We start from the raw sequence: 13,213 nt of genomic DNA, 5'->3' as shown, positions 1-13,213 counted from the left end.
CCTTCCGCGACCGCCCCATGCGCGCGCTTTCAGGCGGCGAACGCGCCCGCGTTCTCCTCGCGCGCGCCCTCGCGGTCGAGAGCGACTGGCTGCTGGCGGACGAGCCAGTCGCGGCGCTGGACCCCGCCCACCAGCTCGGCGTGATGGAGCGGCTTCATGAGGCTGCGCGCCGGGGCATGGGGGTCGTGGTGGTGCTCCACGACCTCACGCTTGCGAGCCGCTTCTGCGACCGGCTCGTGCTGATGGCGGGTGGCCGCGTGATCGGCGACGGCGCGCCGGCCACGGCGCTCACCGACAGTGCCGCGGCGGCCGCCTATGGCGTGACCCTGGCGCGCGCCGACGCCCATGGCGAGCCGCTGATCGCCCCCTGGCGAAGGATCGATCCGCAATCGGAGCAAGACCGATGACCAAAGTGCAGGCGCTGCTCGAGTGCCATCTCCGCTCGCCCGAAACCCACTGGCACATCGGCACGTCGGCGTCGTCGCCGAGTTCATGCGCGACGCCGACGAGCCGGTCGCGTTTCCCCGACGATGGCGGCCTCGCAGCGTTCACGGCCCGCGGCGCGATCAGGCTGGAGGCGACGAAGGATATCACGCTCTTCGGGCGGATAAGGCCGGGCCGCTGGTCTGCCCCCTGAGAAGTGGTCCTCCCTGAGGTATGATGATGTGGAACGGCTCCGCTTTGCGGCATCGCTAATCCGGGATTGATTTCCGGTGCTGTCATTCGCGGAAGGGATCTTTCCATGTCGCAGATTCAAGTTGTTGGTCTCGATCTGGCCAAGCAAGTGTTTCAGGTCCATGCGATCGCTTCGGACGGGGCGGTTGGCCAGCGGTCTCTTTCCGCGCAAACAGGCCGGACATCCGAGAGCAAGCGATCAGGTCAGAAAGTCTGCTACATCCGGACAAGTGGGGGCCGTCCACATCTGCAATCTCTACAGCGTCACCAAAGGCCAGGCGGCGTGACCTTGCCCCCTGAAACGCCCTCGATCTGAAGCTAGGGTCCGTCGACCAGGAGAGACGGACGATGAAAAAGAGTCGGTTCAGCGAGGAGCAGATCATCGGCATCCTGAAGGAGCAGCAGGCTGGTCTGCCTGTCGCCGAGGTCTGCCGGAAGCATGGCATCAGCGACGCGACGTTCTACACGTGGCGTTCGCGTTATGGCGGCATGGAGGGTGAGGCATGAGCCCGCCATCGGTCCGAGGGCCATGCCGAACGACGCCCGCCGGCTGGAAGCGCTCGACGACGAGAACCGCAAGCTGAAGAAGCTGCTGGCCGAGGCGATGCTCGACGCGGCGACGCTGCGCGAGGCGCTTGGAAAAAACTTCTGCCGCCCGGCGCACGGAGAACGGCCGTGACCTGGGCGATCGAGAAGAAGGGCTATTCGCAGCGGCGCGCCTGCGGGCTGATCGGGATGGAGCCGAAGACGTATCGCTATGCGTCGGCCCGTCCGGACGACGCTGGCGTCAGAGCGCGCCTGCAAGCGCTGGCGACGAACGCCGGCGCTTCGGCTATCGCCGCCTCCAGATCCTGCTGCGGCGGGAGGGCGTCGTCCTCAATCACAAGAAGCTCTTCCGAATCTATCGCGAGGAAAGGCTGACGGTGAAGAGGCGCGGCGGACGTAAGCGCGCGCTCGGCACGCGAGCTCCGATGACGCCGCCGCAGGGGCCGAACCAGCGCTGGAGCCTCGACTTCGTGTCCGACGTGCTGGCGGATGGCCGACGGTTCCGGGTGCTGGTGGTCGTCGACGACTTCACCCGGGAGTGCCTGGCGCTCGTGGCCGACGCCTCGCTGTCTGGACGGCGGGTCGCTCGGGAACTCGACAAGCTCGTCGAGTTGCGCGGCCGCCCGCTGATGATCGTTTCGGACAACGGGACCGAGTTCACCTCCCACGCCATGCTCCAATGGCAGGAGGATCGCGCCGTCGGCTGGCATTACATCGCGCCGGGCAAGCCGCAGCAGAATGGCTTCGTTGAAAGCCTCAACGGACGCTTCCGGGACGAATGCCTCAACGAGCACGTCTTCAGGAACTTGTCGGCTGTCCGCCGTATCGTCGAAGCTTGGCGCATCGACTACAACCTTCACCGGCCGCACACGAGCCTCGGCGGCCTCACGCGCGGCCATTGTCTTGACCATACAGGCGAGCCGCTATTCGTTCCGTTGCAGCCGACCCAGTGAAGCTGCCGTAGGCGTTACCGTCATCCAACGCGTCCTTTGCCGAGTGGTTCCCAGCAGGGAGAACCCGGCGATCTTCAACAGGACGCTTCGTATGACAACAGCATCTTCTACCGCCACGAATCCGATTCTCACTTCCACCTTCGCCGGACTTGCTCCGATCGCGATTGCAGTCTTCCTGGGTTTTCTCGCGTTCAGCTTTCCATTGGGAGCGCTGTCGCTTGAGATCGGCGGCCGCCTCGGCTTCGACACGGTGATCGTGGGCTCGATCATCGGCCTGCAGTCGGTTGCGACCTTACTTTCTCGCCATCAGGCGGGCGCTTTATCCGACCGCCGAGGTCCCCGCGTTGCCGTTCTTATGGGTTTTCCCATCGCGGCGAGCTCTGGTCTGGCTTATGCGCTGTCGGCCATCCTTCCGATTGGCGCCTATGGCAGCCTCGTGCTCCTCGGCCTGGGCCAGTTGCTCATGGGGCTCGGACAAAGCCTGTTTCTAACAGGGTTGATGAGCTGGGGCATCGCCCGGTTGGGCGCGAACCGCACCGGCAAGGTGATGTCCTGGGTCGGTATTGCGATTTATGCCGCGCTCGGTATCGGCGCGCCGTTGGGCCTTTCCATGCAGAAGGCCTATGGCTTCGCGGGCATCGGCGGCGTCGCCGTCCTGGCGCCGATGGCGGCGTGGCTCATTGCGCTGCTTCTGCCGGGGACGCCGGGCTCCGGGGACCGGCGCGTGCCGTTCCATCAGGTCATCGGCCTAATCTGGCTGCCTGGACTGGTCCTGGCCCTCGCGACCGTTCCCTTTGCCGCGATGGCGGCATTTCTGCCGCTTTACTACACTGCCAACGGGTGGGCCCAGCCAGGCCTTGCGCTTTCCGGATTCGGCGCGGCTTATGTGCTTGCCCGCCTTGTCGGCTCCGGCTTACCCGACCGCTTCGGTGCGGCGCCGGTGGCCATCGGCTCGCTGATTTGCGAGGCGGCGGGTCAGGCCTTGCTGTGGTTGGCGCCGACCCCGATCCTCGCAGCCATCGGCGCGTCGCTCACGGGGCTGGGCTTCTCACTTATCTTCCCGGCGATGGGAGTTCTCGCCACCAATTCGGTCGCTCCTGCGCAACGCGGGCGCGCCGTGGGCAATTTCATCGCGTTCTCCGATATCGCGCTCGGCGTAACGGGGCCGGTGGTCGGGTTGGTCTCACAATCAACCGGTATCGGAGCGGCATTCTTTGTCGGCGCAATCGCGACGACCGCGGCCGTGTTGCTGCTGTCGTCCGTTCGTCCCCACAGCAATACTGAAACCGCATAGGCCTTCCGGTCGCGCAGCCACTTCGGATCGGGAAGCAGGTCTTTCCGAGGGCACGCTACCCGTCGCGAGGCCGTTTGTTCCTCTCCTCGAAACTCAGCCCACTTGGAGTGTTCTCATGAAACTGGCTGGCAATACCATCCTCGTCACCGGCGGCAACAGCGGCATCGGCCGTGCGCTCGCCGAAGCGTTCCATGCTCTCGGCAACCGCGTCATCATCGCGGCCCGGCGGCAGGCTCTGATCGACCAGATCACGGCCAGCCATGACGGGCTGTTCGGCGTGCAGCTCGATGTGGACGATCCGGACTCGGTCTTGCGAGCGGCCAACGACGTTCGCGCGCGTTTCCCGGATCTCAACGTGCTCATCGCCAATGCAGGCATCTCTCGCGCAGAGGCCGTCACCGCGGACGATTGGAGCCTGTCCGACGCCGAGGCCATCGTACAGACCAATATCCTGGGCGTCCTGCGCCTGACCGAGGCGTTCCTGCCCCTGCTGAAAGGAAAGCCGGGCGCGACGATCATGCGACCAGCTCGGCTCTCGCCTTCGTGCCGCGCGCGGACTTCCCGACCTATTGTGCCAGCAAGGCGTTTCTGCACTCATGGCTGACCTCCCTGCGGCATCAGCTCCGTAACGTCCCCATCGACGTCCTCGAACTCTCTCCGCCTTATGTGCAGACGGAACTCACGGGTTCCGCGCAGGCGTCCGATCCCCGTGCGATGCCTCTCGAATCGTACACCAGGGAAGCGATGCGGCTGCTCGAGCGGGGCGATCACCCGCGCGGCGAGATACTTCTCGAACATGCGCGACGCTGGGCCGAGCGGGACGGCCGCTACGACGAAATCTTTGCCGTCATGAATCCAGAGTGAAGCCGCTTCGTTGTGGAACGCACGCTCGGATCGAGCTCATCATCGCGCTGCTTCGTTGACTAACGGCGCGAGCGGCGCAGGATAGTATGCTGAATCTCGCGCTAGATCTGCGCTACCTACGATGGCGTTGTGCGCTGCGGAGCACGGCAGTTCCGCCGTGCCGCCGCGGTGCTCGATCTGCCGCAGTCTACCGTCAGCAGGCGCATAATGCTGCTCGAACGCCAAATCGGCTTTTCACTGTTCGTCAGAGATCGCCGCGGCTGTCGCCCGCCAGCCGCCGCTGACCCGTAGCTGTAGTTGGGAAAGTCCGCTCTACGGCCAGCGACACGGCTGCGTGATCCAGCCGTTCGTCGCAGCAATCCAAGGTCTGGGCGAGGACAACCTCCGGCCGTTAGCGCCGCCGGCCGGTCAGCTAAGCGGAGAAAACCCGCAATGGCTGTGAAGAACAGGAGTTCCGAGGCTCGACGAAGGACAAGGATTCGCCCAGCGTGCGGCGCGATCAGTAAAGGCGTGGATGGACGCAGGGGTGGCCAAGCTCGCTGAGATCGAGAGCCATATCGAAGAACGGGTCAGCCTGTTGAATCAGGAGGTTGACGCCGCCGCCGCCGCTCAACGGGCGGGCTCCAATGGGGCGGTCCATCTTCGCCGCGCCCTTTTCCTACTGGCGGCCATCAACTCGCTTCGCGACGAAGCTGAGGCGCTGCGACGGTTGCTGCACTAGGGCCGACTGAGCGTACGGCCGCTCCCAGGTCGCAAAAACACCAACTGGGAGATTCGGCCTGACGGGGCTTTTCGTCGTTTCAGCCTACGGGCTCGCGGTCGATCGACTGCCCCAAAGTAGCCAATAGACGGTGCTCGATCGCCGGCTTTCCGACATTTACCGCGCCGGCCACAACTTCTCCGGCGAACTGCTCCGGCCGCTCATATGCGCTCGCAAGGGCGAAAGGCACGGGATCGCGCTCTCAGCGCCTCCGCAACGGGGGTGACCATTTCCACGGCCGAGGTTCACGTCGAGCAGCGCTACGGCAGCTCTACCCCCAGCGCCACCGCCAGAGGGCTGCGAGCGCCGAGCGGCGCAGCGATCGCGAACACGGTCGGGGGCGCCGGCGCCGATCCTCGTCATGATCCCAACGGGCCGCGGCCGCCCTTCCTCATCGGCCCTTGTTCTCAGCGCTCCGGAAAAAAAAGGCGGACGCCGAGGCGCCCGCGAGGTGGGGGAGGAAACGGAGATGAATTTACTCGGCGGCCTTCGCCGGGACCGGCGCCGGCGGCGTGCCGTAGGTGCGCGGATCGACCGGCCCGAGCAGGCCGTCGTCATCCGTCAGCGCCTCGAGCGGCGCGACCGTGATCTCGCCGCGGCCGTCGAGCGAAACGCCGCTGGCCCACCGGCCAGTCGTGCTGACGCCGCCTTCCGAGCCGGCGACGTAGAGGTAGGAGACGTCGGTCTTCTCGAGCTCCTGCGGAAAGGCCGACGGCACGGGCGTGCTCTCGAGGCCGTCTTGCTCGAGCTCGCGGATCGCCGCGAGCCACTGGTTCTGGTGCATGGTGTCGCGCGCGAGCAGGAAGGAGAGCATGCGCCGGACCCCCTCGTCCTGCGTCATGTTGTAGAGCCGCGCGACCTGCAGGCGGCCTTGGCTCTCGGCGGTGAGGTTGAAGCGGAAATCGGCGAGCAGATTGCCGCTCGCGCACATGTAGCCGGCGGTCCAGGGGTTGCCGGCGCTGTCGGCCGGGCGCGGACCGGAGCCCGCCACGATCAGATGCTGCGGGTTCATGCCGGCGAGGATCGCGTCCTCGATTCGCGCGCCGCCCATGATCGCGCCGACCAGGGAATCTTTCGCGGCGTCTTCCTGCGCTTCAACGGGCGAGGCCTCGAGCAGGCGGGCGATCATCGTCGCCAGCATCTCGACATGCCCAATCTCCTCGGTCCCGATGTCGAGCAGCATGTCGCGATATTTCTGAGGGCCGCGGCACGACCAGCCCTGGAAGAGATACGTCATCATCACGCTGATCTCGCCCCATTGGCCGCCGAGCGGCTCCTGAAGCATCTTGGCGAACAGCGGGTCCGGCTTGTCCGGGCGAGCCTCGAACTGCAGAACCTTGCGGTGACTGAACATGCAATCCTCCTTTCCGAGGGGGGACGGATCGCATCGCGTGCGGCCGATGCGACTTCCACGCCGGAAGCGCGGTCTCGGCCGAATGTTCCCGGCTCGCACGCCTGACGCCGGAGCTGGGCTGCCGCTTCCGCCGCTCGTCGTCGCTGTCCGCTTGAGAGCTAGCTGAGGCTTCAGCAATGGTCTGACTCCTGGTCGACGGACCCTAGCTTCAGATCGAGGGCGTTTCAGGGGGCAAGGTCATTCTCACACCGGGATCGCGGCCTGAGCGATCGGCTAAGACGCCCTTATGGGCTAAATGCGTCGCGGAGGTGGGCTAAACACCCGCGTTGTGGGCGAAGCCTCACAAGGAGCTCAAAACATCGTCGGGCTGCCCAGAAGTTGTCGCATTGCGACAACAGTGTGGTACGGCTGCATCATCGGGGGAGCGGCGATTCACCATCACGCCGCCCCTCCCGGCATGACCGCATTCCGCCCGGGAGCCTCGTTTGGCCGCCGACGCCAACCTTCAGCCAGAGTCGAACGGGTCGCGTGAGCGGCGCGGGCCAGGCGTGTTCGGACCGCTTTGCGTCATTGCGGCGCTGATCTCCGCGCTCGTCACCTTCATGGTGCTGACCGGGCGCGCCGACATCGAGCCGACCGAGCAGGCCAGCCAGATCGCGATCTACGTCAATGGCGGCTTCGCGGCGCTGCTGGTCGTCATCATCCTCTGGGAGATCCGCGCCTTCGTGCTGGCGCGCTGGCGCGGGCAGGCCGGCTCGCAGATCCACGGCCGGCTGGTGGCGCTGTTCTCGATCGTCGCGGTGACGCCGGCGGCGCTGCTCGCCGTGTTCGCGCTGATCACCCTCGACAAGGGGTTCGACAGCTGGTTCTCGACGCGGGTGCGGGAGATCGTCGACAACTCGCTGGTCGTCGCGCGCGCTTATCTCAACGAGCACGCCCGCTCGATCCGCGGCGAGATCCTCGCCATGGCGAGCGACGTCAATCGCGCCCGCCCGCTGTTCGACAACGACCGCGAGCGCTTCTCCGAGTTCTTCACCGCGCAGGCGACGATCCGCGGCCTGCCGGAGGCGCAGCTTCTGAAGCCGGACATGACGGTGGTCGAGCGCGCCAAGATCCAGATCGGCCGCGACTTCCCGAAACCGCCGCAGCTCGACGTCCAGGGCGCGCCGGCCGACGAGCCGATCCTGCTCGCGCCCGGCAAGCAGAACGCCATAGGGGCGGTGCTGAAGCTCGCGGGCTATGACGACTTGGTGCTGTTCGTGGCCCGGCCGGTCGACCCGCGCGCCAACAGCTACATGCAGCTCGTCGAGCAGGGCTCGGCCGAATACAGCTCGCTGACCCTCAGGCGCCGCGACATCCAGACGACGGTCGCGCTGCTCTACGTGCTGGTGTCGCTGTCCCTGCTGTTGGCCGCGATCTGGCTCGGCCTCGCCTTCGCGAACCGGCTGGTGTCTCCGATCCGCCGGCTGATCACCGCGGCCGACCGCGTGTCCTTCGGGGACCTCAACGTCCAGGTGCCGATCACCCGGAAGCAGGAGGGCGATCTCGGCGCGCTCGCCGAGACGTTCAACAAGATGACCTCGGAGCTGAGAAGCCAGCGCAACCGGCTGGTCGAGGCGGCCGAGCAGATGGACAGCCGCCGGCGCTTCACCGAGGCGATGCTGGCGGGCGTCAGCGCGGGCGTCATCGGCATCGATCCCGCCGGCGCCGTGACGCTGATGAACCGCAGCGCGGAAAAGCTGATCGGCGCGCCCGAGGAGACGCTGCTCGGGCGGCCGCTGCGCGACGCGGCCCCCGAGTTCGGGCCGCTGATCGACGCCGCGCTCGGCCGGTCGCAGCGCCTGGTGCAGGGCCAGGTGACGATCCTCAGGGCGGGCCGCGAGCGGAACCTCAACGTCCGCTTCACCACCGAGACGTCGACCGCCGACGAGCACGGCTATGTGGTGACGCTCGACGACATCACCGAGCTCGTCGCCGCCCAGCGCACCTCCGCCTGGGCGGACGTCGCGCGGCGCATCGCGCACGAGATCAAGAACCCGCTCACCCCGATCCAGCTCTCGGCCGAGCGCATCCGGCGCAAGTACGGCAAGGTGATCGTGGAGGAGCGGGACATCTTCGACCAGTGCACCGACACGATCATCCGCCAGGTCGACGACATCAAGCGCATGGTCGACGAGTTCTCCTCCTTCGCGCGCATGCCGAAGCCGACGATCGAGGAGGAGGACCTCGCCAACGTCGTGAAGCAGGGCGTCTTCATGATGCGCGTCGGCTATCCGGACATCCGGATCGAGGCACATGGCGCCGACGCGCCGGTGATCGCGCGGTTCGACCGCCGGCTGATCGCGCAGGCGGTGACCAACATCGTCAAGAACGCGACCGAATCCGTGCATTCCGTGCCGGAGGAGGTCCGCGGTCCCGGCAAGATCGACGTCTCGGTTCGCCGTGAGGGCGATCTCGCGATCATCGAGGTGGTGGACAACGGCGCCGGGCTGCCGACCGAGAATCGGCAAAGGCTGCTCGAGCCCTATATGACGACCCGCGAGAAGGGGACCGGCCTCGGTCTCGCGATCGTCGGCAAGATCATGGAGGAGCATGGCGGCGGCGTTGAGCTGCTCGACGCCCCGGCGGTGGCCTCCGGCGGCCGCGGCGCCATGGTCCGTCTCTGGTTCCAGGCCCGGGCTTCGGGGCCGTCCACCTCCGTCCCCACCGCCGCGGCCCCAGCCGCCTGATCCTTCTGGCCCTATCTACCCGGAGCTCCCTTTCTCCTCATGGCGACCGACATCCTCATCGTCGACGACGAAGCCGACATCCGCGAACTCGTGGCCGGCATTCTGCAGGACGAAGGCCACGGCACGCGGACCGCGCGGAACTCCGACGAGGCGCTGGCCGAGATCGCCAAGCGGCGGCCCCAGCTGGTGTTCCTGGACATCTGGCTGCAGGGGTCGAAGCTGGACGGGCTCGAGATCCTGGATCTGATCCATCGCGATCACCCCGAGATCCCGATCGTCATGATTTCGGGCCACGGCAACATCGAGACCGCCGTCTCGGCCATCAAGAGCGGCGCCTACGACTTCATCGAGAAGCCGTTCAAGGCCGACCGCCTCGTGCTGATCGCCCAGCGCGCGCTGGAGTCGTTCGCGCTGAAGCGCGAGCTCAAGGATCTGCGCCGCGGCTCCGGCCAAGCGACCAAATTCATCGGCCACTCGACGGTGATGAACCAGCTCCGCAGCGCGCTCGAGCGCGTGGCGCCGACCAACAGCCGCATTCTGATCGCCGGCCCCTCGGGCTCGGGCAAGGAGCTCGCGGCCCGCGTGATCCACGCCCGCTCGGCGCGGGCGAGCGGCCCCTTCGTGCTGATCAACGCCGCGGCGATCACGCCGGAGCGGATGGAGGAGGAGCTCTTCGGAATCGAGGGCGCCGACGGCCAGCGCAAGATCGGCGCCCTCGAAGAGGCGCATGGCGGCACGCTGTTCATCGACGAGATCGCCGACATGCCGCGCGAGACCCAGAACCGCATCCTGCGCGTGCTGGTCGAGCAGACCTTCGCGCGCGTCGGCGGCGCCACGCGGGTGCATGTCGACGTGCGGATCATCTCGTCCTCCTCGCGCAACCTCGAGGAGGAGATCGCCGAAGGCCGTTTCCGTGAGGACCTGTTCCATCGCCTCGCGGTGGTGCCCGTGCGGGTGCCGGCGCTCGCCGAGCGGCGCGAGGACATCCCCGAACTGATCGACTTCTTCCTCGACCAGATCTCGGCCGCGACGGGCCTCGCCAAGCGCAAGATCGGCGAGGACGCGATGGCGGTGCTGCAGTCGCACGACTGGCCCGGCAACGTCCGGCAGCTCCGCAACAATGTCGAGCGGCTGATGATCCTCGCCGGCGGCGACGCCGACGCCGTCGTCACGGCCGACATGCTGCCGTCGGAGATCGGCACCATGGTGCCGCCGACCCCGGCGGGCGCGGGCGGCGAGCAGCTGATGGGGCTTGCGCTCCGCGAGGCGCGCGAGATCTTCGAGCGGCAGTACCTGCTGGCCCAGATCAGCCGGTTCGGCGGCAACATCTCCCGCACCGCGGAGTTCATCGGGATGGAGCGCTCCGCGCTTCACCGCAAGCTCAAGGCGCTCGGCATCGGGTGAGGGCGCTCCCACTGGCGGGAAGCGTCATCCTCCGGCTTGACCGGAGGATCCATCTTCGACGTAGAGCTCGTCTCGGCCTGGATGGTCCGGTCAAGCCGGACCATGACGATCTGTTCTGGGGTGGATCAGAAAACGATGTCCCGCATCGCATACGTAAACGGCCGCTATGTCCCTCACGCGGACGCCGCGGTGCATATCGAGGACCGCGGCTACCAGTTCGGCGACGGCGTCTATGAGGTCTGCGAGGTGCGCGACGGCGCGCTGATCGACGAGACGCGGCATCTCGCCAGGCTCGCCCGCTCGCTCCGCGAACTGAGGATCAGGCAGCCGATGCCGGACGCGGCCCTCAAGGTGGTGCTGCGCGAGACGATCAGGCGCAACCGAGTGAGGGACGGCATCGTCTATCTCCAGGTCACGCGCGGCGTGGCCCGGCGCGACCACTACTTCCCGCCCGAGAGCGTGGCGCCGTCGCTGGTCGTGACCGCCCGGTCCTCCGACCGGGCGAAGGTCGAGGCGACCGCGGCGGCGGGAGCGGCCGTCATCACCCTGCCGGAGAATCGCTGGCCGCGGGTGGACATCAAGTCGATCGGGCTGCTGCCCAACGTGCTGGCCAAGCAGCAGGCGCGCGACGCCGGCGCCCGGGAAGCCTGGTTCGTGGACGCGGAGGGCTTCGTCACCGAGGGAGGCTCCACCAACGCCTGGATCGTCACCGCAGCCGGAGCGATCGTCACCCGGCCCGCGGACGCCCGCATCCTGCGCGGCGTCACCCGCACGACCGTGTTCGACATGGCGCGCGAGCTCGGGCTCACGATCGAGGAGCGCGCCTTTTCTGTGGATGAAGCCAAAGCCGCCCGGGAGGCCTTCATCACCGCCGCGACGACGATCGTGACGTCGGTGATCGCGATCGACGGCGCGCCCGTTGGGGACGGTGCTCCAGGCCCGGTCGCCCGCGAGCTGCGACGCCGATTCCACGATTTCGCCGAGCGCGCCGGGAGGTGACGGGGTAACCCGGCGTCGCCCTGTCGCCCTTGCGGAAATCCCCCGCAGCGGCGTTAATAAGGCCGCGCGCGGTGCACCTCCGCCGACGCGCGAGATATGGGGGCACGCCGCGGCGCAGAAACTGCAGCGCTCCCGCTCGCGCCGCCGGATACGTTCGCGCATTCGCTTGAGCTCAAACGAAAGAACAAGAACATGGCCGCCGAGCGCGTTCAGAATCTCCAGGACACCTTTCTGAACAATGTCCGCAAGAACAAGGTGCCCCTAACTATCTTTCTCGTGAACGGGGTGAAGCTGCAGGGCGTCGTCACCTGGTTCGACAATTTCTGCGTGCTGCTGCGCCGCGACGGCCACTCGCAACTTGTCTACAAGCACGCCATATCCACCGTGATGCCGGGCCATCCCATCCAGCTGTTCGAGCCGGAGGAGGAGGCCGAGACGGCAGGATCGGGCCGCGGACGCTGAAGGCGCTTTCCGTTGGCCCCTCCGGCGAGCGGGTGAGCGGTTGAACGAAACTACGGGCCATAACGGGCAGGGCTACAGCAGCCGGAGCGCGCGCACGCGCGCTCTTGTCGTAACGCCGATCCTCCCCGCGCGGCGGGCGGATGAGCCGCTGCGCGCGCCGACCGCCCGGCTGGAGGAGGCCGTCGGCCTCGCCGAGGCCATCGACCTCGACGTGGCGGAAAGCCGGCTGGTGACACTGAGCGAGATCCGGCCCGCGACCTATCTCGGCAAGGGCAAGGTCGCGGAACTCGCCGACCTCGTGAAGGCCGAGGAGGTCGAGCTCGTCGTGATCGACGCGGCGCTGAGCCCGGTGCAGCAGCGCAACCTCGAAAAGGAGCTCGGCTCGAAGGTCATCGACCGGACCGGGCTGATCCTGGAGATCTTCGGCCGGCGCGCGCGCACCAAGGAAGGCGTGCTGCAGGTCGAGCACGCGCATCTCACCTGGCAGAAGAGCCGGCTGGTCCGCTCCTGGACCCATCTGGAGCGGCAGCGCGGCGGCTTCGGCTTCCTGGGCGGCCCCGGCGAAACGCAGATCGAGGCCGACCGCCGCGTGATCGGCGAGCGCATCCTCAAGATCGAGCGCGAGCTCGAGCAGGTGCGGCGCACCCGCGGACTGCACCGCGCGGGGCGCAAGCGCGTGCCTTACCCGGTGGTGGCGCTGGTCGGCTACACCAACGCCGGCAAGTCGACGCTGTTCAACCGGCTGACGCGCGCCGAGGTGACGGCCGCCGACATGCTGTTCGCGACGCTCGATCCGACGCTGCGCCAGATCCGCCTGCCGCATGGCGCGCACGCGATCCTGTCCGACACGGTCGGCTTCATCTCGGAGCTGCCGACGCAGCTGATCGCCGCCTTCCGGGCGACGCTCGAGGAGGTCATCGAGGCCGACGTCATCCTGCATGTCCGCGACGTCAGCCATGAGGACGCGGACGCCCAGGCCTCCGATGTGGAGACCGTGCTGCGCGACCTCGGGATCGATCCGCAGACCGACGAGCGCGTGGTGGAGGTTTGGAACAAGGTCGACCGGCTCGACGAAGGCTGCTGAACCCGTCGGTGATTGGCGTCGGCTCGTTCAAGCTGAGCTCCTCGCTCGAACCGCTGCTCGACGGCTTCCGGGCGATCTACGGCGACGGC

The 13,213-nt window shown here is 67.2% G+C and carries 12 protein-coding genes and 2 pseudogenes; 13 read left to right on the top strand and 1 reads right to left on the bottom strand.

Translation table 11 applies throughout. The features are described from left to right. From ACIKT0_RS06220 to ACIKT0_RS06185, 8 genes and pseudogenes are all read left to right on the top strand, one after another. Positions 1–407 (top strand): ATP-binding cassette domain-containing protein (locus tag ACIKT0_RS06220; RefSeq protein WP_407104498.1); only part of this gene is annotated, 407 nt, incomplete at its 5' end. Continuing rightward, the gene (locus ACIKT0_RS06215) at positions 404–637 is read left to right on the top strand and encodes a hypothetical protein (protein WP_407104497.1); all 234 of its coding nucleotides are present in this window, start codon (positions 404–406) and stop codon (positions 635–637) included. The genes ACIKT0_RS06220 and ACIKT0_RS06215, both read left to right, overlap by 4 nt. A gap of 386 nt (positions 638–1,023) precedes the next feature. Beyond that, positions 1,024–2,174 (top strand): annotated as a pseudogene (locus ACIKT0_RS06210) (IS3 family transposase). 91 nt (positions 2,175–2,265) lie between these two features. Next, on the top strand, positions 2,266–3,468 hold the full coding sequence (locus tag ACIKT0_RS06205) for an MFS transporter (protein WP_407104496.1): 1,203 nt from the start codon (positions 2,266–2,268) through the stop codon (positions 3,466–3,468). Positions 3,469–3,583: 115 nt separating this feature from the next. Beyond that, a complete protein-coding gene (locus ACIKT0_RS06200) occupies positions 3,584–4,072 on the top strand; it encodes an SDR family NAD(P)-dependent oxidoreductase (protein ID WP_407104495.1) in 489 nt (162 codons plus the stop codon). Then, positions 4,012–4,332 carry an SDR family NAD(P)-dependent oxidoreductase gene (locus tag ACIKT0_RS06195; protein ID WP_407104494.1) on the top strand — a complete coding sequence of 107 codons (321 nt, stop codon included), beginning with the start codon at positions 4,012–4,014 and terminating at the stop codon, positions 4,330–4,332. Before ACIKT0_RS06200 ends, ACIKT0_RS06195 begins: the two co-directional genes overlap by 61 nt. 129 nt (positions 4,333–4,461) lie before the next feature. Beyond that, positions 4,462–4,623, top strand: a complete 162-nt coding sequence (locus ACIKT0_RS06190; RefSeq protein ID WP_407104493.1) for a helix-turn-helix domain-containing protein — start codon at positions 4,462–4,464, stop codon at positions 4,621–4,623. Positions 4,624–4,858: 235 nt separating this feature from the next. Beyond that, positions 4,859–5,053: a hypothetical protein gene (locus ACIKT0_RS06185; protein WP_407104492.1), complete on the top strand. Its 195-nt coding sequence runs from the start codon at positions 4,859–4,861 to the stop codon at positions 5,051–5,053. A 514-nt stretch (positions 5,054–5,567) separates the two neighbouring features. On the opposite strand, the gene ACIKT0_RS06180 is transcribed toward ACIKT0_RS06185, so the two are convergent. Further along, positions 5,568–6,446: a manganese catalase gene (locus tag ACIKT0_RS06180; RefSeq protein WP_407104491.1), complete on the bottom strand. Its 879-nt coding sequence runs from the start codon at positions 6,444–6,446 to the stop codon at positions 5,568–5,570. A gap of 548 nt (positions 6,447–6,994) precedes the next feature. On the opposite strand from ACIKT0_RS06180, the gene ACIKT0_RS06175 reads away from it, so the two are divergent. The 5 genes and pseudogenes from ACIKT0_RS06175 to hflX form a co-directional block, all read left to right on the top strand. After that, positions 6,995–9,175, top strand: a complete 2,181-nt coding sequence (locus tag ACIKT0_RS06175) for a sensor histidine kinase NtrY-like (protein ID WP_407104490.1) — start codon at positions 6,995–6,997, stop codon at positions 9,173–9,175. A gap of 39 nt (positions 9,176–9,214) precedes the next feature. After that, the gene (gene ntrX, locus ACIKT0_RS06170; protein WP_407104489.1) at positions 9,215–10,579 is read left to right on the top strand and encodes a nitrogen assimilation response regulator NtrX; all 1,365 of its coding nucleotides are present in this window, start codon (positions 9,215–9,217) and stop codon (positions 10,577–10,579) included. Positions 10,580–10,714: 135 nt separating this feature from the next. After that, positions 10,715–11,578 (top strand): D-amino-acid transaminase, encoded by an 864-nt coding sequence (locus tag ACIKT0_RS06165; protein WP_407104488.1) that lies wholly within the window; start codon positions 10,715–10,717, stop codon positions 11,576–11,578. A gap of 192 nt (positions 11,579–11,770) precedes the next feature. Continuing rightward, entirely contained in the window at positions 11,771–12,040 is a 270-nt protein-coding gene (gene hfq / locus ACIKT0_RS06160) for an RNA chaperone Hfq (RefSeq protein ID WP_183396279.1), read from the top strand. 40 nt (positions 12,041–12,080) lie between these two features. Then, positions 12,081–13,115 (top strand): annotated as a pseudogene (gene hflX, locus ACIKT0_RS06155) (GTPase HflX); the annotation flags it as partial. Positions 13,116–13,213: the final 98 nt, after the last annotated feature.

Origin of the sequence: Hansschlegelia beijingensis, assembly GCF_045505405.1 — a bacterium.
Taxonomy (GTDB): domain Bacteria; phylum Pseudomonadota; class Alphaproteobacteria; order Rhizobiales; family Methylopilaceae; genus Methylopila; species Methylopila beijingensis_A.
This window is presented reverse-complemented; position numbering and strand designations above follow the sequence as displayed.

Coding starts and splice junctions, on each gene's coding strand:
- hfq (WP_183396279.1), top strand. CDS start 11,771: ATGGCCGCCGAGCGCGTTCAGAATCTCCAGGACACCTTTCTGAACAAT.
- ntrX (WP_407104489.1), top strand. CDS start 9,215: ATGGCGACCGACATCCTCATCGTCGACGACGAAGCCGACATCCGCGAA.
- ACIKT0_RS06165 (WP_407104488.1), top strand. CDS start 10,715: ATGTCCCGCATCGCATACGTAAACGGCCGCTATGTCCCTCACGCGGAC.
- ACIKT0_RS06200 (WP_407104495.1), top strand. CDS start 3,584: ATGAAACTGGCTGGCAATACCATCCTCGTCACCGGCGGCAACAGCGGC.
- ACIKT0_RS06180 (WP_407104491.1), bottom strand. CDS start 6,446: ATGTTCAGTCACCGCAAGGTTCTGCAGTTCGAGGCTCGCCCGGACAAG.
- ACIKT0_RS06205 (WP_407104496.1), top strand. CDS start 2,266: ATGACAACAGCATCTTCTACCGCCACGAATCCGATTCTCACTTCCACC.
- ACIKT0_RS06215 (WP_407104497.1), top strand. CDS start 404: ATGACCAAAGTGCAGGCGCTGCTCGAGTGCCATCTCCGCTCGCCCGAA.